Below are 22,170 nucleotides of genomic sequence, written 5' to 3' on the forward strand. Positions count from 1 at the left end.
TTTTTATAAACTCAATTGTATTTAAAATTTGTCTATATTAGATAATAGACATATGCCCCATTCGCTCCTATTCCCCAATGTGGAAACACACTTGGAAGCGATTGGGTTACTTAGATACAAATGCTAGGAACCTCCCTATATGCAATTCACCTTGGAACATGCGCAAGACGTGTTATCCGGAATGCCAGACCCCACTTTTATTCTGAGTGAAGATGGTATCTATATTGATGTTTTTGGAGGAACAGATAAAAAAGCCTATCACGATGGAAGTAATTTGATAGGTGAGACGCTGCACAGCGTACTCGAGAAAGATAAAGCTGACTGGTTTATCGAACAGATAAATCGGTCACTGAAACAAGACAGTATTGTGACGATCGAGTACAAGATGTGCGCCGACAGCATTCAGGGAATAGATGCTAACAGTGGGCCAAGAGGCGACCTATACTACGAAGGCAAGATCTGCCCACTCGCTATAAAATACCGGGGTCGTCGCGTTGTCCTTATTCTTACACGCAACATCTCCAATCGCCACCGAGTTGAAACCCTTCTTCGCCATCAAAGCCAAATTGATGCTCTTACCAACATCTACAATCGACGTGTTTTTTTCGAAAAGCTCACAGAAGAAGTTATTAAATCCCAAGCTCCAGATTATCACTCCGCGTTGTTATTGTTTGATTTGGACTTTTTTAAAGTCATCAATGATAAACGTGGTCATGATGCGGGGGATTATGTCTTAGAGACCTTAGCTGATTTGGTTTCTCACTTACTCGTCAAAGACGAAATTTTTGCAAGAGTCGGAGGGGAGGAGTTTGCGATTATTTTGCCAGAAACTTCTCTGTCGGCGGCGAAAGAGGTAGGAGAGGAAGTACGTTCCCACATTCAAAATTGTCAGTTCGAATTTGAAAAGGTTGAAATTCCGGTCACGGTGAGTGTAGGCGTGGTGGAAATAGGCAGAAATGAAACCACCAAACGTTTGTATGCGCATGCAGATAAAGCGCTTTATGCTGCGAAAAGAAATGGCAGAAATTGCGTGGCGACTCTGGATAGGCAGATGGAGTAACCTTGTTGGTTACTCCAAATCAAACCGTTGGCGTTATAGCATGTCGACGGCTTTTTCTACGGCGGCGATGAGTCTTTCCACATCGTTCGTCGTGTTATAAATACCAAAAGAGACGCGTACCGTGCCTTTCACATTTAGCGCATCCATCAATGGGTGAGCGCAGTGGTGCCCTGCTCGTACCGCAATGCCTTGTTGATCGAGCAGCGTCGCAATATCTTGGTGATGAACGCCGTCCATGACGAACGTCAGTACAGAGGCATTCGGTTGATAGCCTAGAATATGAATGTCATCCAAAGCGCTTAGTGCTTGGTAGGCCTTATCCTGAAGCGCATGGAGATGAGTCTCTACTTCGTGATGGTCAAAACCTTGGTACCACTCAATGGCTTTCGCTAGAGCAATCGCGCCCGCAACGTTTGGTGTGCCCGCTTCAAATTTTCCAGGAAGTGCAGAAAACGTCGTTTTTTCGAAAGAAACGCGTTCAACCATTTTACCGCCGCCGTGCCATGGTGGCATGGCTTCCAAAAGTTCAAGCTTGCCGTATAAAACCCCAATGCCTGCTGGTGCATAAAGTTTGTGACCTGAGAAGACGTAGAAATCGATATCTGATGCCGATAAATCAAGTTGCTCATGGACGATGCCTTGCGCGCCATCAACTACAACAACCGCGCCAACGTTGTGCGCCAGTTCAGTGATTTTTTCGATAGGTTGGTGTGTGCCTGTTACGTTGGTTATTTGTGCGCAAGTAACAATTTTACAGCGGTCAGACAGAAGCGCCTCAAATGCACTGATGTCGAACTGACAATCTGATGTCATCGGAACTTTAATGACTTTAGCACCCGTTTGCTCTGCCACGATTTGCCAGGGCACGATGTTGGCGTGGTGCTCCATCTCGCTAATTAAGATCTCATCACCTGGTTGTAACGTGCTACGGGCGTAGGTTTGAGAAATTAAGTTCAGTGCTTCGGTTGCGCCCCGTGTCCAAATGATTTCCTTAGAGCTGTTTGCACCAATAAAGCTTGCCACTCGTTCTCGTGCCGCTTCAAATTGGCTGGTGGCATTAGCCGTTAAACTATGGCTGCCACGGTGAACATTGGCATTTTGCGCACTGTAGTAATGACTGATGACATCAATCACACATTGCGGTTTTTGCGTTGTCGCTGCGCTATCTAAATACACTAAGGGCGTATCGTTGACGGATTGGTTTAGAGCAGGAAATTGCTCGCGTACAGCATTTACGTCAAACATTATTCTTCACCAAGCTTGTGGTAGTGCAGAGTAGGCAGAGGGATCATTGGTTCAGCAACTGACCATGCGTGTTTTTTACCTGAGAGTTGAATGATTACTTCCATCGCGAACTCTAAAGCTGTACCCGGACCTTGACTAGTGATCAGGTTGTGGTTGATATCAAAGGTCACGCGTTTGCTGCGCCACTTCTCTTCCGGGATATGTGACTGAAAGCTCGGGTGACAGGTCATCAGTGATTGTGGGAAAAGATCATGGTGTTGCAATACCAACGCCGGTGCTGCGCAGATAGCTGCGACCAATTTTCCCTCGTAGATGTGCTGCTTAAGGATTTCTATCATCACCGTGCTATCACGAAAAATTTCTGCACCACCAACACCACCAGAAAGCGCTATGGCGTCAAACTCATCATCAGCGATATCGACCAGCTTACAATCTGCCGTTAATGTGACTCCGCGAGAAGCTTTCATCGTCAATGAGCCATCAAAAGCAGCACTCGCTACTGTAACGTCATAACCCGCGCGAACCATCATGTCGATGACGGTGACGGCTTCCATTTCTTCGGTGCCTGGAGCGATTGGCACTAAGATTTTCTTACTCATTGTTCTGTCCAGCTTTGTTCTATTTGTTTGATGCGTTGGTAAAGTTTTAAATTCTCAGGCGTATTGATACGATGTTTCTCGGCAGCTTTTAACAAGTATCCGGTTATAAAATCAATTTCCGTTCGACGTTGATGGAATACGTCTTGCCTCATTGAAGAATAGTTCTCAGCTGTGGCGTTCACCACTTGCATTACCGTATCGAAAAGAGAGCGAAACTCGATAGCAATACCTTCTTTACTCATTACTTCAACCAGTTCTTGAGTGATGCTTTCGAGTTGTATCTTAAACTCGGGCTGCGCAAGCTCACCATTCTTACACTGGTGAATCGCAGTCAGTGGGTTAATCGCGCAGTTAATTGCTAACTTAGTCCATAACGCAGATTGGATGTGTGGATTCCAAATGACCTCTGGAAGAGCATGATGCATAACATCTTGCAGAAAAGCGCACTGCATTCCTTTGTCATTATAACCACCCGCTTGCGTTGTTCCGTGACCGGTATGCAATACGTGTTGGTTATCTGGTTTGTATGCGCCGTGCGTCGTTGTTGCGAGCACTATCGGATTGTTTGGCACAACCTTCTCCAAGGCAGAGGCAGTACCCATACCATTGTGCATCAGCATGATAATCGTGTCTGTATTGATATGAGGGAGCAAAGGCTGAATGGCGTCTTCCACTTGCCAAGCTTTTACCGTGATCAAAATGAGATCTGCTTTATTTACGGAGGAAATATCTTGATTACTGAATACGATTGCGGGTATGTCATCCAACTGAAGTGATTGTTGGCTTTCAGAACTTCTTCCCCACAATGAAACATTGTGCCCGGCAAGCTTAAATTTTGTTGCCCAGAGTGAGCCCACCGCACCTGGACCGAGGATAAGGATATTCACCAAACGCTCTCATTAAAAAGGTTTGCTGCAAGGATAATGAGGGAAAAAAGGAAAGCAAATAAAAATGGCGCCGAAAGGCGCCATTTTTGAGCAAACTTAGTGGTTCAATTAGAACTTGTAAGTTACAGCAAGGTAGTGGCCAAAGCCAGTTGACTTGAACCCATCAGTATCTTTGATACCGTACACGTCTTTGTAACCTTTTAGACCGTAACCCACTGCGAAGCGGTCTGAGTGCCAGTAGATACCGTTGAACATTGCACCACCGTTTGACGCGGTTGAACCAAACTTGTTACCAGCATCATCATCCATACCGAATTGGTAATCGATGTAGCCTTGGTAAGAAATGAATGAACCGTTCTCGAAGAAGTAGAATGGTTTGAACCAGTTAGTCGAGATTTGGAAACCGTTCCAATCCTTTTTGTTGCCGTCGTAAGTGCCGTATAGGTTAACACCAACTTTACCAAACCAAGGAACCATTACGTCAGAACCTAGACCGATTTTTTGAGAGTTAACACCAGAGTTACCACCCCACTCGATTAGAGTTGCAACGTATAGCTCTTGAACTGGACCGAAAGATAGGTCTTTACCAGTTACCGCATCTAGAGACATACGTGGAGCGAATTTCATAAAGATCTTCTCTGCGCCAGCTTTGTCGCTACCTGGATCAGAAGTTAGGTTGAATACATCAACGTAGCCGTAAAGGTCGAAGATACCAGAGCGGCCGCCGAATTCCATTTCTAGGTAGTCGTGTGAAGACTCACCTGGAAGTTCGTCAAATGCACCCATTAGGTTAAATTGCATCCACTTGTAATCGTTTTTGTGAATATCGCCGTCAGAGTAATCTGCCGCCATAACTGGAGCTGAAGTAGCCGCTAGAAGGCTAAGAGCTAAAAGTGATTTACGCATAAGGGGACTCTCTATGTTTGTAATGATTCAGAACACGCAATCTGTGCTGCGCTTTCCAATTGGCGGGAATAATAGCGATAAAAATCCCAAATGAAAGTGATAAAGGGTGCAAAATGAAACGTTTTTGGTGAGTTGCATCACGAAATTATCTTTATTTACGGAACTTTTTGTTTGTTGCATTTTATTGCAATAAATGTGTGATTTGGATCGTTTGCGTGAGCGATTTTATGACTTTTTAAGCCAGTCGATTAACCAACATAAATCGTTAGTGATCGGAGTGATAAGGGATTCGTATGTATCCGTGAATCAAAGAGGACGTTTGAATGAAAGAAGTCATGTTATTCCCACTCACTTCAGTTGTACTCCCTGAAGGTAAAATGAATCTGCGCATTTTTGAGCCACGATATAAGCGAATGGTAAAGGAATGCAGCCTACAAAATGTGGGTTTTGGAGTTTGCCTAGTAGGAAGTGAAGGTGACCCTAAAGACGTGGGTAACGTTTCATCTATCGGAACTTTGGTCAGGATTGTTGATTTTGAAACACTCAGTGATGGTCTTCTTGGTATTACAGTCGCTGGTGAGAAACGCTTTGTTGTCAAACGAGTTCGTGCAGATGCGGACGGCTTACGCCATGCAGAGGTCGAATGGTTAGACAATTGGCAACATCCAGACAACTCACCAGATTTCTTCTATTTAAGCCAGCAGTTATCCCATGTTTATGAAGAGTTTCCTCAACTTGGAAACCTCTACCAGCATCGTTTTTACGATGACTCAGCTTGGGTGACCCAGCGCTGGCTTGAATTACTTCCTTTAGACTGCAATCTGTTCGAACAGCTCGTTGGCGCAGAGAACTGCATTCCTGCGTTGCAATTTCTGACAGAAGCCATAGAAGCCCCGACTAACAAAGAGGCAAGGATATGAAAGGATTTGGCAGAGCTGCGCTAACTATGGTGGCGGCATTAGGACTGGCGGCGTGTGGCTCCGACAGTGACACTATCGAGTATTCCAATTTACAAGCAGTGCACGCGTCTTCTGATGCGCCGCTTGCAAATGTGTGGATCAACGATAAACCATCATTAACGAATGTTGATTATGGTGTGGGATCTGGCTACGTTAAATTGCGAGAGGGGATGAATTCGATTCAGGTCGATGTTCAGCTCCCAGGTAATGAAACCGCGACCGTAATACCTAAAACAGAACTAGATCTTGATTCCGACCTCAATTATAACGTGTTCGTTGTTGGCGATGCCGATGGTTCGCCAAACCCAGTTGAGCCTTTAGTTGTGACTCGCAGCGCCGATTCAATGGCTGATGCCAATAGTCTAGATGTTCAAGTTGTTCATGCAGCTTCAGGCGTTCCTGCTGTTGATCTTTATGTCACTGAGCCAGGTGTTGCTCTTGCTAGCGCGACTCCAATAACTAACCTTGCTTACAAAGCTTCTACCGACGTATTGAACATCCCAGCTGGTGAGTATCAAGTTCGACTTGCCGTAGGAGACAGCGTTGCTTTTGACTCCGGCACAGTACCTCTTGCGGCTAATTCCAACTTGACGATTGCCGCTATCGGCACAGGAGATTCGAATAGCACGTCACCTGTCAAACTCTTGGTGTTGGACGGTTCGGGCTCTTCTATAATTGAAGATATGGGCAGCCAAGCTGAAGTAAGAGTCGGACACCTTGTCGATGGAGCGCCAGTCGTCGATGTTAACGTTAACGGGGCGGCCTTCGCTCCTCTTGCCGACTTAGCGTTCAAAGAGATTCGTGGTTATTTGGATCTTGCTGCTGGCGCTTACGATATTGACGTTTACGTGGATGGCACAACAACCAATCCGATCATAGATGTTGACGGGTTAATGGTTGCAGGTGGAATGGATTACAGTGTTTATGCAGTCGGTGTTGTTAGCCCAGCGATTGATATCGAAGCTCTGGTTGTTGAAGATATGAGACGCGCTGTGGCGACTAGCGCGACATTGAATGTGACACACGCGGCGGCTAATCCTATAGCGGAAATGGTGGATATTTACCTCACTACTAGTGCAGGAATAGATGGAAGTGATCCAACTATTGCTAATTTTGCGTATAAAAATAGTGTACAAGGATTATATGTCGCTGAAGGTACATATTATGTAACGGTAACAGTGGCTGGTAACCCAAGTATTGTTGCGGTTGACTCAGCACCAGTCAATGTAATGAACGGTGTTGTGTACCAAGTCGTTGCCATTGATGATGGGAACAACGGTGGTTTCAACTTGTTGGTCGATGACGTGACCGATTAGGAAGAATGGGAGGAGGAAACTCCTCCCACAAATTAAGGCCGATTATGATGAGTGATAGCCCGAAAAAACTGGGGCGCAGTGATTGGAACGATTACATGGATAAAGTGAAGGCTCGAGATAAAGACGCGTTCGCTTTTGTATTCCGTTTTTACGCACCCAAGCTGAAGCAATTCGCTTACAAACATGTTGGTAATGAGCAAGTTGCTATGGAGATGGTGCAAGAGACCATGGCGACAGTTTGGCAGAAAGCGCACCTCTATGATGGTGAAAAGAGCGCGTTATCGACTTGGATATATACCATAATCCGAAACCTTTGTTTTGATTTGCTGAGAAAACAGAAAGGTAAGGAATTACACATTCATTCTGATGACATTTGGCCGTCAGAGTATTATCCACCTGATCTTGTTGATCACTATTCACCAGAGCAAGATATGTTGAAAGAACAGGTGGTTAAGTTTTTAGATATATTACCGAAAAACCAGAGAGATGTTTTACAAGCGGTATATCTTGAAGAGCTACCTCATCAACAGGTCGCGGAATTATTTGATATACCCCTCGGTACTGTAAAATCCAGGCTGAGGCTTGCAGTAGAAAAGCTAAGGCATTCAATGCATACGGAGCAACTATGAACAAACACCCAGATAACAGCTTGCTAGAAGCATACGCTTCGGGAAGCATTGATGCAGTTTCTGGTCTTGTGGTCGCAACCCATTTAGAAACATGCACCAAGTGCCGAGCTTATGTGAACCAAGTCGAAGCAAGTCAAGCGAACATCGTAAGTGACATACCTTCTGAGTATGTTTCTGAATTTGACGACATGTTTAATGACATCATCAATGCGGAGCCAGCGACTGATAATATCGTGATCCGCGACTCTGCTGCTGTTAATGTGGCAGGAAAAAGTTTCGCTCTTCCTAAAACTCTAGCGCGTTTCTCTGACCTCGTAGGGTCATGGAGAAGTTACGGAGGCAAGGTTTTCAGTGCTCAGATTGACCTAGGGGAAGACGCTCGTGTCAGCTTAATGTACATCGGGGAAGATGTGCAAATTCCTCAACATACGCACAAAGGCCTGGAGTCTACATTGATCCTACATGGCGGATTTAGTGACGAGGATGGCCAATATGAAGAAGGCGATTTGATGATTAGAGACGCATCAGTGAAGCATAGCCCTTACACTAAGGCCGGAGAAGACTGCTTGTGTTTAACCGTATTGACTGAGCCGATGATCTTTACTCAAGGCGTGGCACGTATATTTAATATGTTTGGTAAAGGGTTATACCCATAGACCTCTTATCTTATATATCGCAAAACAAAAACCACCGAATTCGGTGGTTTTTTATATGCTTCGTTAATGCTTGTGACGTGCTTTTTCCAATAGAGCATCAAAGTAATGTCGTAGCGAGTACAACATAATCAAGCTTGGCACGACCATGACAGCGGTAAGCACGAAGAATGTGCTCCAATCATTAAGATAATCCACTAGCTCGCCACTGAAAGAAGCAAGAGTCGTCCGTCCGAAGTTTCCTAGAGAGGCAAGCAATGCATACTGAGTTGCCGAAAATGCTTGCCCGGTTAGAATCGTCAAAAATGAAACAAAAGCGACGGTTGAGAAAGCAGTCGTAAAGTTATCGACAATAATCGTGGCTAAGTACAAGTGCTCGTTTGGGCCTACCGAAGCAATCCATGCAAACATCAAGTTACTGGCAGACATAGCAATACCGCCGATCATTAATCCACGTACAATACCAAACCTAACGTTGAACATGCTTCCGACAAAAGTAAAGAAGATGGTGGCTCCCCAACCAATCAGTTTGGAGTAATAGCCAATTTGTTCATTGCTAAAACCAATATCTTTATAGAACGCGATCGACATCCTGCCCAAAAACGCTTCGCCAATTTTAAATAGGAAAACGAACAGCAACAGAGTAATCGCGACACGGACGCCATTGCGATTAAAGAAATCAAGGAAAGGTTCTACAACAGTCACGGTAAACCAAGCTACGACTTTTGAACCAACCACTTCTTTGTGTCGTTGTTCAGCGGCAGACTGAAGTTGTTCGCGTTGAGTCTTCGGTTCACCGACTAAAATCGTAAAGACCATTAGAATGCCGACTATCACCGCCATCCCGTAATACACACCATTCCAACCGACGCTATCAGCATTAACAAACGCTAAATAACCCGGTAGTGAATAACCTGTCCACCAGCCAATGACCGCCATTGCAGAAGCTTGAGGCAGTTTAGACTCTTCTGACTTTGGGAAAGTATCAATACGAAAAGCATCAATTGCGATGTCTTGTGTCGCTGAAGCCGTTGCAATACACAAGGCGAGTAGTGACGCAAACACCAAGTTTTCCGCTGGATTTACGCCGGCAATAAATAGGGTAGCGACGAGTACGATACTTTGACAAAAGAAAATCCAGCTACGTCTTTGCCCCAGCAGTCTAAAGAGGACTGGCAGCTTCACGCGGTCAACCAGAGGTGCCCACAGAAAGTTGATCGCATAGACCGAAAAAACGCTACCAAAATAGCCAATTGCGGAGAGGGTCAAGCCGGCATCTTTTAGCCAACCTGACATGTTTGAGCCGATAAGAACCCACGGAAAGCCGCTAGAGCAGCCCAGCATGAAAACCCACATGAGTCGTTTATCGAGGTAACTTTTTACCGTTTCCAACCAAGTGATGGAAGGTAATGAAGACATAAATCAATCCAATAAAATGAAGCCGTTGAAAGAGAAAGCCCTTCGATTATTCAAAGGGCTTATCGTTTTGGCTATTTAAGTAGTGTAGCTTTGGTGATGACGATTTGCGTCTCTGGTACATCACGCATTCGGCCTACCGTCGTGGTCGGCTGCTGAGCCATTTTCTGGATAACGTCGAACCCCTCAGTAACCTCACCAAATACAGCATAACCTGGTGGTCGAGCGCCATAGTTGAGAAAGTCATTGTCGACTAAGTTGACGAAAAACTGACGAGTTGCAGAGTTTGGTGCATTGGTTCGTGCCATGGCGATGGTAGCACGGTGATTGTTTAGACCATTATTTCCTTCGTTTTTGATTGGCGCGTATGTTTTCACCATCTGCATATCTTGGTTAAAGCCGCCACCTTGTGCCATGAAGCCTGGGATAATACGATGAAAAATAGTACCTTCGTAGCTCCCATCTTCTACATATTTCAGAAAATTAGCGACAGTGATAGGTGCTTTCTCTTCGTTTAACTCAACCGTAAATGAGCCAAGTGTCGTTTCAAACGCTACTTTTGGTCCAGCCCAAACGCTGCAGCTGAGTAATGCTAAAGACAGAATCGCTTTGCGTAACATTAGAAACGCTCCTGCATGTATTGACGAAGCTCAGGGTCATTGGCAATCTCTTTAAGCGTTAATGTCACCACATCATTCAATGTTTCTTCAATATCGGCATCAGAAGCACTCAATGTGCCAGATCGCTTTGCTGTACCTGTATAAGTTTTGACTAGCTTGCCCTCAGGTGTCTCTGCTGTGATTTCCAGCACAACTTTAGCATCCATCTTATTTTCCATCACCGAATGCTTCACGTTGACCAACGCTTCTTGAACGCTCAATTCAATCGCGTTGTTGCTGTTTAGATCCGCATGGAAACCTTGAGATGAGAATTGCTTCTCTAATGCTTCTTCTAACGCAATACGTAAATTCTGTTTAGCATGAAGAGGAAGAATGTTCGAACGGCCGTTATCCACCAACGCCACGTACTGCGCTGCACGTACATCTTTGCTGGTCAAACTGTAAGTCTTGCCTTGAACAATTGGATTGGTGCTCAATGTGCTTTCTGGCATCAGGTTCAGCTGAGGTTGTTGAGGGGCTGAACACGCAGCAAGCAACGCAACCGAAGCCGCAAGTACCAATTTTCTCATTTTATTATTCCTTTTAACTATTTTGCTAAAGCTTATATTGCGCTTAATTTAGCAGGATTTTTTGTAGCCTGTAAAATCACAAACTTATTGTTGGAAGCGATAAGTTTCACATTTTTATCGCCAAACAGACGTTTGAGTTTTGCGTCGTACCCGAGGTGACGATTTCCGATAACCAGTAAACGGCCATTTTCACTTAATACTTGTTTAGCATCGCAGAACATTTGCCAAGCAATATGATCGGTGATTGCCTGTTGTTGATGAAACGGTGGATTACACATAACCATAGAGCTGCTGCTGTGTTTAAAACCGTCCAAGCAATTGTTCGCTATGCACTGTATGTCTCTATTTTCACCAAGGTTGTTGCGTAGGTTCTGTTTTGCCGACTCAAGCGCCATAAAGCTTTCATCAACACATGTTAGCCGAGCATTTGGATTCAACTGACCAAATTTAACAGACAAAACACCATTGCCGCAGCCGAGGTCGATGACATTGTCTATCGAAGGGTCTTGAGGCAGGTGCTGCAGCATAAAGCGTGCACCTAAATCTAAACTTTCTCCTGAATAGACATTTGGCATGTTCTTGAGTTCGATATCTTCGCCATCAACGCGCCAAGTCGTGAAAGGCATTACTTCAATCGTAGGCTCAACTGTTGCTTGAGAAAACACCAATCTGTGCTTTTTCCAGGCCAAAGATGTTTTTGTTTCGCCTAAGTATTTTTCAAACAGTTTAAGCGTCGAAGTATGAATTTCTTTCGCTTTATTGACTGCAATGACGGGGCAGGAAGCCGGTAGCGCCTTTCTTAATTGGCTTAGTATCCACACTAGATGGCGGTTACTTTTGGGCAGTTGCAGCAAGACGAGAGCAATATTGGCAGGAATGAGGTCCATCGTGGTGGCAAACGCTACTTTATTGCACTGGTTTTGCTCGAGATTTTGCTGTGCACCTTTATGTGAGATGAATGAATCACTCATTAGCGTTACATGGTGCTTTTCCGAAAACCAGCAGGAGAGGGCACCAAAGCTGTCATTAATCACGAGGATGTTTTGATTGTCTGGCAAAGCAAGCTCTTCAACATGATTAATAAGATACTCATCACCGGCATCCCACGCTTGTAGCGTTTCGTTACTACGTTTTGGGAAACGATGAAGTGTTAAGCTTCGCTCGTGAAGGTTCAGTTCGGTTTTCATAGCTAAATGTAAGTTGATTTAGAAATTAAGTGTTATTGTCGCAAATGATGACGTGTCGAGATACAAAAAGCTGTCAAATTTTACGAGTTCAGTGATGGCTGCTCTTTAGACATGTTCATGGAGTCAAGCGCTTTGAGACAATATGTCTACAAAGTGCGTCAATAGTGAGAGTGATGTTTGAGTGATGCATGTCTGCTTTACTTAGGTATATACTTATGGAATTCGCATCAATGAGGAACGAATATGATCCAAGAAATCATAGAGAAGAAACTACACAGTGAGCTGCAACCCAGCTATCTCAAAGTCATTAATGAGAGCTACATGCATAATGTGCCACCAGGCTCAGAGAGTCATTTCAAAGTGATTGTTGTAAGTGATTCGTTCGCGGGACAGCGTTTGATTGGGCGCCATCGTCAAGTTCATCAAATTTTGGCAGATGAACTGGATAACCACATTCATGCATTAGCTATTCATACATACACTGATGAAGAGTGGAAGCGTGAACAAGATGGCGCCCCTGATAGCCCGATGTGTATGGGTGGCGGTCACTAAAAACGCAAGATATAAAGGTGCAGAGAAAGGTGGCTTAAGGCCATCTTTTTTCGTTTTACATTCTTTAGGGACGTTAACGTGGCACAAATCCTGGTTAAAAAATGTGTTAACAGTGTTTCAACAAATGAATGGAAATTGCAGAATATTTCAGGCGATGAATATCACTTTTCCATAAGATATGTATGGAATATGGCATTTGTGCGATGGGTCAAAGTTATGACTATTCTTTGACCTTTTAGACCTGATTCTACCGAAATAACCCCTCTATTCTAATGATTGATCATGGCATCAAGTTCCTAAAAAATGCTAGACTACGGCACCTGATAAATCTCGCGTATTCCTTGTGACGAGATTTTTAATAGGATGTTGCGATTTTGATGTTTAAAACAACATCAAAACCGGACACTGATGTCGTGTCTAAAAGTTACGCAATCAAAAGAATCTTTTTCCCGATAAAAGTAGTGCAAGTGCGTATGATTACAATAAAGAAGGGCTTGGATCTTCCTATCGCAGGAACTCCATCCCAGGTGATTAATGATGGTAAGACCATCAAAAAAGTCGCCTTGCTTGGCGAAGAGTACGTTGGCATGCGACCTACCATGCATGTCCGCGTTGGTGATGAAGTGAAAAAAGCGCAAGTTCTTTTTGAAGATAAAAAGAACCCAGGCGTGAAATTTACTGCACCAGCAGCCGGTAAAGTGATCGAAGTTAACCGTGGCGCTAAACGTGTCCTTCAATCTGTTGTGATTGAAGTGGCAGGTGAAGAGCAGGTGACATTTGATAAGTTCGAAGCCGCTCAACTTTCAGGTCTAGATCGTGAAGTGATCAAGACTCAGTTGGTTGACTCTGGCTTATGGACCGCTTTACGTACTCGTCCGTTCAGCAAGGTTCCTGCAATCGAGTCTTCTACTAAGGCTATTTTCGTAACTGCAATGGATACTAATCCACTAGCAGCTAAGCCTGAGTTGATCATTAATGAGCAACAAGAAGCATTCATTGCTGGTCTAGACATTCTTTCAGCCCTGACAGAAGGCAAGGTTTACGTATGTAAATCTGGCACTAGCTTGCCACGCTCTTCGCAGTCTAACGTAGAAGAACACGTCTTCGATGGCCCTCACCCAGCAGGTCTTGCTGGCACCCACATGCATTTCCTATACCCAGTAAATGCAGAGAATGTGGCATGGAGCATCAACTACCAAGACGTTATCGCGTTCGGTAAGCTGTTCCTAACTGGTGAGCTATGCACAGATCGTGTTGTGTCTCTAGCTGGCCCAGTTGTGAATAACCCTCGTCTAGTTCGTACCGTAATGGGTGCAAGCTTAGATGACCTAACAGATAACGAGCTGATGCCTGGCGAAGTTCGTGTGATCTCTGGTTCAGTACTAACAGGTACACATGCAACTGGTCCACACGCATACCTTGGCCGTTACCATCAACAGGTTTCTGTATTACGTGAAGGCCGTGAAAAAGAACTATTTGGCTGGGCAATGCCTGGTAAGAATAAGTTCTCGGTAACTCGCTCTTTCCTTGGTCACGTATTCAAAGGTCAGTTGTTCAATATGACAACGACGACCAATGGTAGTGATCGTTCAATGGTTCCAATTGGCAACTACGAACGCGTAATGCCTCTAGATATGGAGCCTACTTTGCTGCTTCGTGATCTATGTGCCGGCGACACAGACAGTGCTCAAGCACTGGGTGCGCTTGAACTGGATGAAGAAGATCTAGCATTGTGTACCTTTGTATGTCCAGGTAAGTACGAGTACGGTACGTTACTTCGTGAATGCCTAGATACTATCGAGAAGGAAGGGTAATTTTCATGGCTCTTAAAAAGTTTCTTGAAGACATCGAGCATCATTTTGAGCCTGGTGGCAAACACGAAAAATGGTTTGCCCTGTACGAAGCTGTAGCAACAGTTTTTTACACGCCAGGTATCGTAACAAATAAAAGCTCGCACGTTCGTGATAGCGTTGACCTAAAACGTATCATGATCATGGTTTGGTTTGCGGTATTCCCAGCAATGTTCTGGGGTATGTACAACGCAGGTGGCCAAGCTATTGCAGCACTTAACCACATGTACGCTGGTGACCAACTAGCGACAGTTATCGCAGGTAACTGGCACTACTGGCTAACAGAAATGCTTGGCGGCACTATCGGTGCGGAAGCGGGTGTTGGCAGTAAGATGCTACTAGGTGCGACTTACTTCCTGCCAATCTACGCAACAGTATTTATTGTTGGTGGCTTCTGGGAAGTGTTGTTCTGTATGGTGCGTAAACACGAAGTTAACGAAGGTTTCTTTGTAACTTCTATCTTATTCGCACTTATCGTTCCACCAACGCTACCTCTATGGCAAGCGGCACTAGGTATCACATTTGGTGTTGTTGTAGCAAAAGAGATCTTCGGTGGTACAGGTCGTAACTTCCTTAACCCTGCACTTGCAGGTCGTGCATTTCTATTCTTCGCTTACCCAGCACAAATTTCGGGTGACGTAGTATGGACTGCAGCTGACGGCTTCTCTGGTGCAACTGCTCTTAGCCAATGGGCTCAAGGTGGTAACGGTGCTCTAGTTAACACAGTAACTGGCGCACCTATCACTTGGATGGACGCGTTCATCGGTAACATCCCTGGCTCTATTGGTGAAGTATCGACTCTAGCTCTAATGATCGGTGCAGCGATGATCGTTTACATGCGAATCGCTTCATGGCGCATCATTGCGGGTGTAATGATCGGTATGATCGCAGTATCGACTCTGTTTAACGTGATCGGTTCTGACACTAATCCAATGTTTAATATGCCATGGCACTGGCACCTAGTTCTAGGTGGTTTTGCATTCGGTATGTTCTTCATGGCAACGGACCCAGTATCAGCGTCATTTACTAGCAAAGGTAAATGGTGGTACGGCATCCTGATTGGTGCAATGTGTGTGATGATCCGTGTAGTTAACCCAGCGTACCCAGAAGGTATGATGCTGGCGATTCTATTCGCGAACCTATTCGCACCTCTGTTCGACCATGTAGTGATTGAGAAGAACATCAAGCGGAGACTAGCACGCTATGGCAAGTAATAACGACAGCATTAAAAAGACGCTGGGTGTTGTTATCGGGTTGAGCCTTGTTTGTTCAATCATCGTATCAACAGCAGCAGTAGGTCTGCGTGATAAGCAAAAAGCTAACGCTGTCCTAGATAAGCAATCAAAGATCGTTGAAGTTGCAGGCATTGACGCAAACGGTAAGAAAGTACCAGAGCTATTTGCTGAGTACATCGAACCTCGTCTAGTGGACCTTGAAACAGGTAACTTTACTGAGGGTAATGCATCTACGTACGATCAACGTGAAGCATCAAAAGATGCAGAACGTTCAATCGCATTGACACCAGAAGAAGACGTCGCTGATATCCGTCGTCGCGCGAATACAGCAGTGGTGTACCTTGTAAAAGATCAAGATGAAGTCCAAAAAGTTATCCTGCCTATGCACGGTAAAGGACTATGGTCGATGATGTATGCCTTTGTAGCCGTTGAAACTGATGGTAACACTGTGTCTGCTATTACTTACTACGAGCAAGGTGAAACTCCTGGACTTGGTGGTGAAGTAGAGAACCCTTCATGGCGCGATCAATTCATTGGCAAGAAATTGTACAATGAAGATCACCAGCCAGCGATTAAGGTCGTGAAAGGCGGCGCACCGCAAGGTTCTGAGCACGGTGTTGATGGCCTATCAGGAGCTACGCTCACTAGTAATGGTGTTCAACACACATTTGACTTCTGGTTAGGTGATATGGGCTTTGGTCCTTTCCTAGCAAAAGTTCGTGACGGAGAACTTAACTAATGTCTAGTGCACAAAACGTTAAAAAGAGCATTCTAGCGCCAGTATTGGATAACAACCCAATCGCGCTACAAGTTCTTGGTGTATGTTCTGCTCTTGCAGTAACAACTAAACTAGAAACAGCTTTTGTAATGACACTAGCGGTAACATTTGTAACTGCGTTGTCTAACTTCTCTGTTTCATTGATCCGTAACCACATTCCTAACAGTGTGCGTATCATCGTTCAGATGGCAATCATCGCATCGTTAGTAATCGTGGTAGACCAAGTGCTAAAAGCTTACCTATACGATATCTCTAAACAGCTATCTGTATTCGTTGGTCTGATTATCACTAACTGTATCGTAATGGGTCGTGCTGAAGCATTCGCAATGAAGTCTGCGCCGGTACCATCTCTTATTGACGGTATTGGTAACGGTCTAGGTTACGGTTTCGTTCTTATCACTGTAGGTTTCTTCCGTGAGCTATTTGGCTCAGGCAAACTATTTGGCTTAGAAGTTCTACCTCTAGTGAGCAACGGTGGTTGGTACCAGCCTAACGGCCTAATGCTACTAGCACCATCAGCATTCTTCCTAATCGGCTTCCTTATCTGGGTAATCCGTATTCTGAAACCAGAACAAGTAGAAGCGAAGGAGTAAGGACGTCATGGAACATTACATTAGTCTGTTAGTTAAATCGATTTTCATCGAAAACATGGCTCTGTCTTTCTTCCTAGGTATGTGTACTTTCCTTGCCGTATCTAAGAAGGTTAAGACCTCTTTCGGCCTAGGTGTTGCAGTTGTGGTAGTTCTGACTATCGCTGTTCCTGTGAACAACCTGGTATACAACCTAGTTCTGAGAGAGAACGCGTTAGTTGAGGGCGTGGACCTTAGCTTCCTAAACTTCATCACCTTTATCGGTGTAATTGCAGCACTTGTACAGATTCTAGAGATGGTCCTAGACCGTTTCTTCCCACCTTTGTACAACGCGCTAGGCATCTTCCTACCGCTGATCACAGTAAACTGTGCAATCTTCGGTGGTGTATCTTTCATGGTACAACGTGACTACAACTTTGCTGAATCGATCGTTTACGGTTTCGGCTCTGGTGTGGGCTGGATGCTAGCAATCGTTGCTCTTGCAGGTATCCGTGAGAAGATGAAGTACTCTGACGTACCTCCAGGTCTACGTGGTCTTGGTATCACATTTATCACTGTAGGTCTTATGGCGTTAGGCTTTATGTCTTTCTCTGGTGTTCAACTGTAAGTCGGGTAAACCGCAACAATTAAGGAATAGTCAATGGACATTATTCTTGGTGTAGTGATGTTTACTCTGATCGTACTTGCACTAGTACTAGTGATTCTTTTCGCTAAGTCTAAGCTTGTACCAACAGGTGACATTACAATTTCTGTGAACGATGACCCTTCTCTGGCGATCGTTACACAACCAGGTGGTAAGCTACTGAGTGCTCTAGCAGGTGCTGGCGTATTCGTATCTTCTGCTTGTGGTGGCGGTGGCTCATGTGGTCAGTGTCGCGTAAAAGTTAAATCAGGTGGTGGCGACATCCTACCAACCGAGCTTGACCATATTACTAAAGGTGAAGCACGTGAAGGTGAGCGTCTAGCGTGTCAGGTTGCAATGAAAACTGACATGGATATCGAGCTTCCTGAAGAAATCTTCGGCGTTAAGAAGTGGGAATGTACTGTTATCTCTAACGATAACAAAGCGACATTCATCAAAGAGCTTAAGCTGCAAATTCCAGATGGCGAATCAGTACCTTTCCGTGCTGGTGGTTACATCCAGATTGAAGCTCCTGCTCACCACGTGAAATACGCAGACTACGATATTCCTGAGGAATACCGTGAAGACTGGGAGAAGTTCAACCTTTTCCGTTACGAGTCTAAAGTTAATGAAGAGACCATTCGTGCATACTCTATGGCTAACTACCCAGAAGAGCACGGTATCATCATGCTTAACGTTCGTATCGCAACTCCGCCGCCGAACAACCCAGACGTACCACCAGGCATCATGTCTTCGTACATCTGGTCTCTAAAAGAAGGCGACAAGTGTACTATTTCTGGTCCATTTGGTGAGTTCTTTGCGAAAGATACAGATGCAGAAATGGTATTCGTTGGTGGTGGTGCTGGTATGGCTCCAATGCGCTCACACATCTTCGACCAACTTAAGCGTCTGCACTCTAAGCGTAAGATGTCTTTCTGGTATGGCGCACGTTCTAAGCGTGAAATGTTCTACGTAGAAGATTTCGATATGCTACAAGCTGAGAATGACAACTTCGTATGGCACTGTGCACTGTCTGATCCACTTCCAGAAGATAACTGGGATGGTTACACTGGCTTTATTCACAACGTTCTTTACGAGAACTACCTACGTGATCACGAAGCGCCAGAAGACTGTGAATACTACATGTGTGGTCCACCTATGATGAACGCTGCTGTAATCGGCATGCTGAAAGATCTAGGTGTAGAGGATGAAAACATCCTACTAGATGACTTCGGTGGTTAATTCCTCCAAGTGATTGAATCTATGGCTAGCTCTCCAAGAGAGCTAGCCATTATTTTTTATAGACATAAAACTGATACTCAACAGTTGATATAGGTAATCGGATTGAAAGGATTGATCCTATTTCCCATATCAATTCAACAACATTGGGAGTTAACAAGTGAAAAAGTGGCTTGTTGCATTTGCTTCTCTATTGATTTTGGCTGGCTGTGAGCAGCCTGCCGATCAAATTCATTTAAGTGGCCCTACCATGGGGACTTCTTACAACATCAAGTATATCGAGCAAGATGGTATTCCAACGCCAAAAGCGATGCAGACAGAAATTGATCGCTTATTGGAAGAGGTTAATGACCAAATGTCGACCTATCGTGACGACTCAGAGTTAAGTCGTTTTAATCAGCATCAAACGAGCGAGCCATTTACAGTTTCGACACAAACTGCAACGGTAGTGAAAGAAGCAATTCGCCTTAACGGTCTTACTTTAGGTGCATTGGATGTGACGGTCGGCCCTCTAGTTAACCTGTGGGGGTTTGGTCCAGAAGCTCGTCCAGATGTAGTTCCAACCGATGAAGAACTCGCTGCTCGCAAAGCAAATACCGGTATTCACCACCTATCTGTTGATGGTAATACACTGTCCAAAGACCTTCCTAACTTGTACGTCGACCTATCGACGATTGCGAAAGGTTGGGGGGTTGACGTGGTTGCTGACTACCTTCAATCTGAAGGGGTACAGAACTTTATGGTCGAAGTTGGCGGTGAAATGCGTCTCAAAGGTGTCAATCGTGAAGGTGTGCCTTGGCGTATCGCAATTGAAAAACCGACCGTTGATGAACGTTCAATTCAAGAAATTATTGAACCAGGCGACATGGCAATTGCAACAAGTGGTGACTATCGTAATTACTTTGAGAGTAATGGTGTGAGATACTCTCATATTATTAATCCACGAACAGGCAAACCAATTCATCATAAAGTGGTGTCTGTAACGGTATTAGATAAATCGTCGATGACTGCTGATGGTCTTGCAACTGGTCTTATGGTGCTAGGTGAAGACAAAGGCATGGCAATTGCGAACGAAAATAATATTCCTGTTTTCATGATTGTGAAAACGGAAGATGGTTTTAAAGAGTTGGCTTCGGAAGCATACAAGCCATTCATGAAGAAATAACAACAGAAGTGAGCATGTTTTTATGAATACATTTCTAATTACCTTTGCTGTGTTTGTCGCGGTAATCACTGCAATGGCTGTCGGATACATTTTCCAAAAGAAAGTCGTGAAAGGTAGCTGTGGTGGCTTAGGGGCAGTTGGCATCGAAAAAGTGTGTAATTGTCCAGAACCCTGCGATGCGCGTAAAAAACGTGAAGCGCGCGAGGCTGCGCGTGCTGAGAAATTGGCGGCGTGGGAAAAAGATAGAATTGCTTAGTATTGGTTAATCGTACTAAGAAAGTGATAAAGCTCAGCGTTCTGCTGAGCTTTATTTTTAGGCAGCTAACCAAAGCTCAGATGTCCGAGAAAGAGCCCAATACCGTGTTTTGTTGTTTCTTTCTCTCATGTTACAGAGCAAGACCACACTGATAGTCATTAGGACGAAGAAATGATTTGGTTACGTCCGTTCTCTTTGGCCATGTAAAGTCGCTCATCCGCCACTTTTATTTGTTGTTCCAGCTCCCCCTCGATGTTGCTTACACCAATACTCGCGGTCACAAGAATGTTTTTGTCCAAATAAGTTATTGGCGTTTTTTCTATGCGCTGTCTCATTTGTTCTAAGCGTGTTAGAAAGCCGTCATAGTCGCCACTGGCTTGAATACAAAACTCCTCGCCACCAAGCCTAGCGACAATATCATTTGGAAAATAGATTTTTAGAATATTCGCTATCATGACTAACACTGCATCGCCGCCCTCATGTCCGTATGTATCATTTACTTGCTTAAAGAAATCGATATCAAGCATCGCGATGTTTCTTTGAGCGTTTTCTACATGGGGCTGCTCAAACAGAAAGCGGCGGTTCCATAAGCCCGTTAGCGCATCTTGATTTGCCATTTTAAACAGTTCAGATGTTGCGTCTTTGATATCTAACAGTTGGTGAATACGGCAAAAAAATTCTTCTTGATTAAATGGCTTGTATAAAAAGTCATTGGCCCCTGCTTTTAGAAACCTAGCCGTCATGGTCTTAGAGTTACTACCCGACAAGCCGAGAATGGCTAATTGATTTTTATCCCACTTCCGACGTAATTCACGCACCATAGTAATGCCATCTTTAACGGGCATATCATGGTCGGTTAAAACGAGAGTGATATCTGGATTTTGCTCGACAAGCTCTAGGGCTTTTTGCCCATTGTCAGCTTCCAACGTCTGAATATATTGATGCTCCAAAAGTTGGGCAATGTGTCTTCTTACGGTGTGTGAATCATCAACGACTAAACATTTGTGTTGTTGATTGTTGGTTAGTCGCTTGAGGAGTGGTAATAGATAGGAAACGGACGCCATGCTGTCTTTCAAAATATAGTCGAGGACACCTTTTGCAAGCATCTTTTCGCGAGTGTCTTCTTGAAATCGAGCCGTTAAAACAATGACACGATGACCATGTTCCAAAACGAGATCAATAATCTCGCCATCTTGAGCATCCGGTAAACAATAGTCTAAAACCGCACAGAAGAGGTCCTGTGCTGAAGATAACAAGTTCTTTGCCTCCGCGTAGCTTTCCGCTGCGATGACCTCATAACCAGCTTGGCTTATTGTTTGGCAAAGAAAGTTTTTAAATGCACGACTATCTTCAACAACCAGAATCTTATTACTCAAGCGCAGTCCCCAAAATTAATTGTTTAAAATCAATGATAACTAAAATTAAACTTATCGCCATCAAAAAACACATGTCAACCAAAAGTAGAACAACTACTCAAATGTTTGACACGCATCCGTTAACATCACATCATTATTCCTGTCTTAGTTATATAATTATGTTTAGCTAACGTAGGGAGAAAGTAGTATGGAAATGCATCAACATGGTATGGCTGAGCTATTTCAACAACTGGGCCTCGGTAGCTCTCCTCAAGAAATGAAAGATTTTATTAATCAACATCGACACAAAAGAGATTCTGCGCCTTTACATGAAGCTAGCTTTTGGACGATGTCACAGGCGAACTTTCTAAAACAAGCCATCGAAGAAGATGCAGATTGGGCCGAATTGGTCGATCAACTGGACGTAATGCTTCGAGATTGACGTTCGTTTAAACACGCCCATTTCTCTTCAGGTAGATTTG

General features: G+C 44.4%; 24 protein-coding genes. 15 read left to right on the plus strand and 9 right to left on the minus strand.

Going from position 1 to position 22,170, the window contains the following annotated elements:
• Window positions 1-139: 139 nt before the first annotated feature.
• Entirely contained in the window at window positions 140-1,060 is a 921-nt protein-coding gene (locus R7Z50_RS11870; protein WP_237312489.1) for a GGDEF domain-containing protein, read from the plus strand.
• A 33-nt stretch (window positions 1,061-1,093) separates the two neighbouring features.
• Here R7Z50_RS11870 and csdA read toward each other — a convergent pair whose 3' ends face one another.
• The 4 genes from csdA to R7Z50_RS11890 form a co-directional block, all read right to left on the minus strand.
• Window positions 1,094-2,305 carry a cysteine desulfurase CsdA gene (csdA, locus tag R7Z50_RS11875; RefSeq protein ID WP_318149096.1) on the minus strand — a complete coding sequence of 404 codons (1,212 nt, stop codon included), beginning with the start codon at window positions 2,303-2,305 and terminating at the stop codon, window positions 1,094-1,096.
• Window positions 2,305-2,904 (minus strand): DJ-1 family glyoxalase III, encoded by a 600-nt coding sequence (locus R7Z50_RS11880; RefSeq protein ID WP_006742560.1) that lies wholly within the window; start codon window positions 2,902-2,904, stop codon window positions 2,305-2,307. The genes csdA and R7Z50_RS11880 overlap by 1 nt, the downstream gene beginning before the upstream one ends.
• Entirely contained in the window at window positions 2,901-3,791 is an 891-nt protein-coding gene (panE, locus tag R7Z50_RS11885; RefSeq protein ID WP_213915286.1) for a 2-dehydropantoate 2-reductase, read from the minus strand. The genes R7Z50_RS11880 and panE overlap by 4 nt, the downstream gene beginning before the upstream one ends.
• Before the next feature lie 108 nt (window positions 3,792-3,899).
• Window positions 3,900-4,697, minus strand: coding sequence for an outer membrane protein OmpK (locus R7Z50_RS11890; RefSeq protein WP_005385292.1), 798 nt, complete (start codon window positions 4,695-4,697; stop codon window positions 3,900-3,902).
• A 323-nt stretch (window positions 4,698-5,020) separates the two neighbouring features.
• Here R7Z50_RS11890 and R7Z50_RS11895 point away from each other — a divergent pair, with 323 nt between their 5' ends.
• Genes R7Z50_RS11895 through R7Z50_RS11910 form a run of 4 tightly spaced genes read left to right on the plus strand, consistent with a single transcriptional unit; the run spans window position 5,021 to window position 8,257 of the window.
• Window positions 5,021-5,617: an LON peptidase substrate-binding domain-containing protein gene (locus R7Z50_RS11895; protein WP_005380253.1), complete on the plus strand. Its 597-nt coding sequence runs from the start codon at window positions 5,021-5,023 to the stop codon at window positions 5,615-5,617.
• The gene (locus R7Z50_RS11900) at window positions 5,614-6,972 is read left to right on the plus strand and encodes a DUF4397 domain-containing protein (protein ID WP_005380254.1); all 1,359 of its coding nucleotides are present in this window, start codon (window positions 5,614-5,616) and stop codon (window positions 6,970-6,972) included. The genes R7Z50_RS11895 and R7Z50_RS11900 overlap by 4 nt, the downstream gene beginning before the upstream one ends.
• 44 nt (window positions 6,973-7,016) lie before the next feature.
• Window positions 7,017-7,601, plus strand: a complete 585-nt coding sequence (locus tag R7Z50_RS11905; RefSeq protein ID WP_005380255.1) for an RNA polymerase sigma factor — start codon at window positions 7,017-7,019, stop codon at window positions 7,599-7,601.
• The gene (locus R7Z50_RS11910) at window positions 7,598-8,257 is read left to right on the plus strand and encodes a ChrR family anti-sigma-E factor (RefSeq protein WP_005380256.1); all 660 of its coding nucleotides are present in this window, start codon (window positions 7,598-7,600) and stop codon (window positions 8,255-8,257) included. The genes R7Z50_RS11905 and R7Z50_RS11910 overlap by 4 nt, the downstream gene beginning before the upstream one ends.
• Window positions 8,258-8,320: 63 nt before the next feature.
• On the opposite strand, the gene R7Z50_RS11915 is transcribed toward R7Z50_RS11910, so the two are convergent.
• From R7Z50_RS11915 to R7Z50_RS11930, 4 genes are all read right to left on the minus strand, one after another.
• Window positions 8,321-9,673, minus strand: coding sequence for an AmpG family muropeptide MFS transporter (locus R7Z50_RS11915; protein WP_053306732.1), 1,353 nt, complete (start codon window positions 9,671-9,673; stop codon window positions 8,321-8,323).
• A 71-nt stretch (window positions 9,674-9,744) separates the two neighbouring features.
• On the minus strand, window positions 9,745-10,290 hold the full coding sequence (locus R7Z50_RS11920; RefSeq protein WP_318149097.1) for a peptidylprolyl isomerase: 546 nt from the start codon (window positions 10,288-10,290) through the stop codon (window positions 9,745-9,747).
• Entirely contained in the window at window positions 10,290-10,859 is a 570-nt protein-coding gene (locus tag R7Z50_RS11925; RefSeq protein WP_318149098.1) for a YajG family lipoprotein, read from the minus strand. Before R7Z50_RS11925 ends, R7Z50_RS11920 begins: the two co-directional genes overlap by 1 nt.
• A gap of 32 nt (window positions 10,860-10,891) precedes the next feature.
• The gene (locus tag R7Z50_RS11930) at window positions 10,892-12,046 is read right to left on the minus strand and encodes a methyltransferase (RefSeq protein ID WP_318149099.1); all 1,155 of its coding nucleotides are present in this window, start codon (window positions 12,044-12,046) and stop codon (window positions 10,892-10,894) included.
• 243 nt (window positions 12,047-12,289) lie between these two features.
• Here R7Z50_RS11930 and bolA point away from each other — a divergent pair, with 243 nt between their 5' ends.
• From bolA to nqrM, 9 genes are all read left to right on the plus strand, one after another.
• Window positions 12,290-12,598, plus strand: a complete 309-nt coding sequence (gene bolA / locus R7Z50_RS11935) for a transcriptional regulator BolA (RefSeq protein ID WP_005380262.1) — start codon at window positions 12,290-12,292, stop codon at window positions 12,596-12,598.
• Between the two features lie 473 nt (window positions 12,599-13,071).
• Window positions 13,072-14,412, plus strand: a complete 1,341-nt coding sequence (locus R7Z50_RS11940; RefSeq protein WP_005380264.1) for a Na(+)-translocating NADH-quinone reductase subunit A — start codon at window positions 13,072-13,074, stop codon at window positions 14,410-14,412.
• A gap of 5 nt (window positions 14,413-14,417) precedes the next feature.
• Entirely contained in the window at window positions 14,418-15,662 is a 1,245-nt protein-coding gene (locus R7Z50_RS11945) for an NADH:ubiquinone reductase (Na(+)-transporting) subunit B (protein ID WP_005380265.1), read from the plus strand.
• Window positions 15,652-16,422, plus strand: coding sequence for a Na(+)-translocating NADH-quinone reductase subunit C (locus tag R7Z50_RS11950; RefSeq protein ID WP_005380267.1), 771 nt, complete (start codon window positions 15,652-15,654; stop codon window positions 16,420-16,422). Before R7Z50_RS11945 ends, R7Z50_RS11950 begins: the two co-directional genes overlap by 11 nt.
• Window positions 16,422-17,054 carry an NADH:ubiquinone reductase (Na(+)-transporting) subunit D gene (locus R7Z50_RS11955; protein ID WP_005380269.1) on the plus strand — a complete coding sequence of 211 codons (633 nt, stop codon included), beginning with the start codon at window positions 16,422-16,424 and terminating at the stop codon, window positions 17,052-17,054. Before R7Z50_RS11950 ends, R7Z50_RS11955 begins: the two co-directional genes overlap by 1 nt.
• Before the next feature lie 7 nt (window positions 17,055-17,061).
• Complete coding sequence (gene nqrE, locus R7Z50_RS11960; RefSeq protein ID WP_005380270.1) at window positions 17,062-17,658, plus strand: NADH:ubiquinone reductase (Na(+)-transporting) subunit E; 597 nt, start codon at window positions 17,062-17,064, stop codon at window positions 17,656-17,658.
• A 33-nt stretch (window positions 17,659-17,691) separates the two neighbouring features.
• A complete protein-coding gene (gene nqrF / locus R7Z50_RS11965) occupies window positions 17,692-18,915 on the plus strand; it encodes an NADH:ubiquinone reductase (Na(+)-transporting) subunit F (protein WP_005380271.1) in 1,224 nt (407 codons plus the stop codon).
• Between the two features lie 157 nt (window positions 18,916-19,072).
• Window positions 19,073-20,077 carry an FAD:protein FMN transferase gene (locus R7Z50_RS11970; protein ID WP_005380272.1) on the plus strand — a complete coding sequence of 335 codons (1,005 nt, stop codon included), beginning with the start codon at window positions 19,073-19,075 and terminating at the stop codon, window positions 20,075-20,077.
• Between the two features lie 22 nt (window positions 20,078-20,099).
• Window positions 20,100-20,333 carry a (Na+)-NQR maturation NqrM gene (gene nqrM / locus R7Z50_RS11975; RefSeq protein WP_005380273.1) on the plus strand — a complete coding sequence of 78 codons (234 nt, stop codon included), beginning with the start codon at window positions 20,100-20,102 and terminating at the stop codon, window positions 20,331-20,333.
• Between the two features lie 158 nt (window positions 20,334-20,491).
• Here the strand turns inward: nqrM and R7Z50_RS11980 are convergent, their stop codons facing one another.
• Window positions 20,492-21,709 (minus strand): diguanylate cyclase, encoded by a 1,218-nt coding sequence (locus tag R7Z50_RS11980; RefSeq protein WP_042521393.1) that lies wholly within the window; start codon window positions 21,707-21,709, stop codon window positions 20,492-20,494.
• Between the two features lie 187 nt (window positions 21,710-21,896).
• On the opposite strand from R7Z50_RS11980, the gene R7Z50_RS11985 reads away from it, so the two are divergent.
• Entirely contained in the window at window positions 21,897-22,130 is a 234-nt protein-coding gene (locus R7Z50_RS11985; RefSeq protein WP_005380277.1) for a DUF2789 domain-containing protein, read from the plus strand.
• The last annotated feature ends 40 nt before the right edge of the window (window positions 22,131-22,170 follow it).

The sequence above is a fragment of the Vibrio sp. 1249-1 genome (genome assembly GCF_033340495.1).

Excerpts from the sequence above, each read along its gene's own strand:
- R7Z50_RS11870 (WP_237312489.1), top strand. The coding sequence starts at position 140 with ATGCAATTCACCTTGGAACATGCGCAAGACGTGTTATCCGGAATGCCA.
- csdA (WP_318149096.1), bottom strand. The coding sequence starts at position 2,305 with ATGTTTGACGTAAATGCTGTACGCGAGCAATTTCCTGCTCTAAACCAA.
- R7Z50_RS11880 (WP_006742560.1), bottom strand. The coding sequence starts at position 2,904 with ATGAGTAAGAAAATCTTAGTGCCAATCGCTCCAGGCACCGAAGAAATG.
- R7Z50_RS11890 (WP_005385292.1), bottom strand. The coding sequence starts at position 4,697 with ATGCGTAAATCACTTTTAGCTCTTAGCCTTCTAGCGGCTACTTCAGCT.
- R7Z50_RS11895 (WP_005380253.1), top strand. The coding sequence starts at position 5,021 with ATGAAAGAAGTCATGTTATTCCCACTCACTTCAGTTGTACTCCCTGAA.
- R7Z50_RS11900 (WP_005380254.1), top strand. The coding sequence starts at position 5,614 with ATGAAAGGATTTGGCAGAGCTGCGCTAACTATGGTGGCGGCATTAGGA.
- R7Z50_RS11905 (WP_005380255.1), top strand. The coding sequence starts at position 7,017 with ATGATGAGTGATAGCCCGAAAAAACTGGGGCGCAGTGATTGGAACGAT.
- R7Z50_RS11910 (WP_005380256.1), top strand. The coding sequence starts at position 7,598 with ATGAACAAACACCCAGATAACAGCTTGCTAGAAGCATACGCTTCGGGA.
- R7Z50_RS11915 (WP_053306732.1), bottom strand. The coding sequence starts at position 9,673 with ATGTCTTCATTACCTTCCATCACTTGGTTGGAAACGGTAAAAAGTTAC.
- R7Z50_RS11920 (WP_318149097.1), bottom strand. The coding sequence starts at position 10,290 with ATGTTACGCAAAGCGATTCTGTCTTTAGCATTACTCAGCTGCAGCGTT.
- R7Z50_RS11925 (WP_318149098.1), bottom strand. The coding sequence starts at position 10,859 with ATGAGAAAATTGGTACTTGCGGCTTCGGTTGCGTTGCTTGCTGCGTGT.
- R7Z50_RS11930 (WP_318149099.1), bottom strand. The coding sequence starts at position 12,046 with ATGAAAACCGAACTGAACCTTCACGAGCGAAGCTTAACACTTCATCGT.
- bolA (WP_005380262.1), top strand. The coding sequence starts at position 12,290 with ATGATCCAAGAAATCATAGAGAAGAAACTACACAGTGAGCTGCAACCC.
- R7Z50_RS11940 (WP_005380264.1), top strand. The coding sequence starts at position 13,072 with ATGATTACAATAAAGAAGGGCTTGGATCTTCCTATCGCAGGAACTCCA.
- R7Z50_RS11945 (WP_005380265.1), top strand. The coding sequence starts at position 14,418 with ATGGCTCTTAAAAAGTTTCTTGAAGACATCGAGCATCATTTTGAGCCT.
- R7Z50_RS11950 (WP_005380267.1), top strand. The coding sequence starts at position 15,652 with ATGGCAAGTAATAACGACAGCATTAAAAAGACGCTGGGTGTTGTTATC.
- R7Z50_RS11955 (WP_005380269.1), top strand. The coding sequence starts at position 16,422 with ATGTCTAGTGCACAAAACGTTAAAAAGAGCATTCTAGCGCCAGTATTG.
- nqrE (WP_005380270.1), top strand. The coding sequence starts at position 17,062 with ATGGAACATTACATTAGTCTGTTAGTTAAATCGATTTTCATCGAAAAC.
- nqrF (WP_005380271.1), top strand. The coding sequence starts at position 17,692 with ATGGACATTATTCTTGGTGTAGTGATGTTTACTCTGATCGTACTTGCA.
- nqrM (WP_005380273.1), top strand. The coding sequence starts at position 20,100 with ATGAATACATTTCTAATTACCTTTGCTGTGTTTGTCGCGGTAATCACT.
- R7Z50_RS11985 (WP_005380277.1), top strand. The coding sequence starts at position 21,897 with ATGGAAATGCATCAACATGGTATGGCTGAGCTATTTCAACAACTGGGC.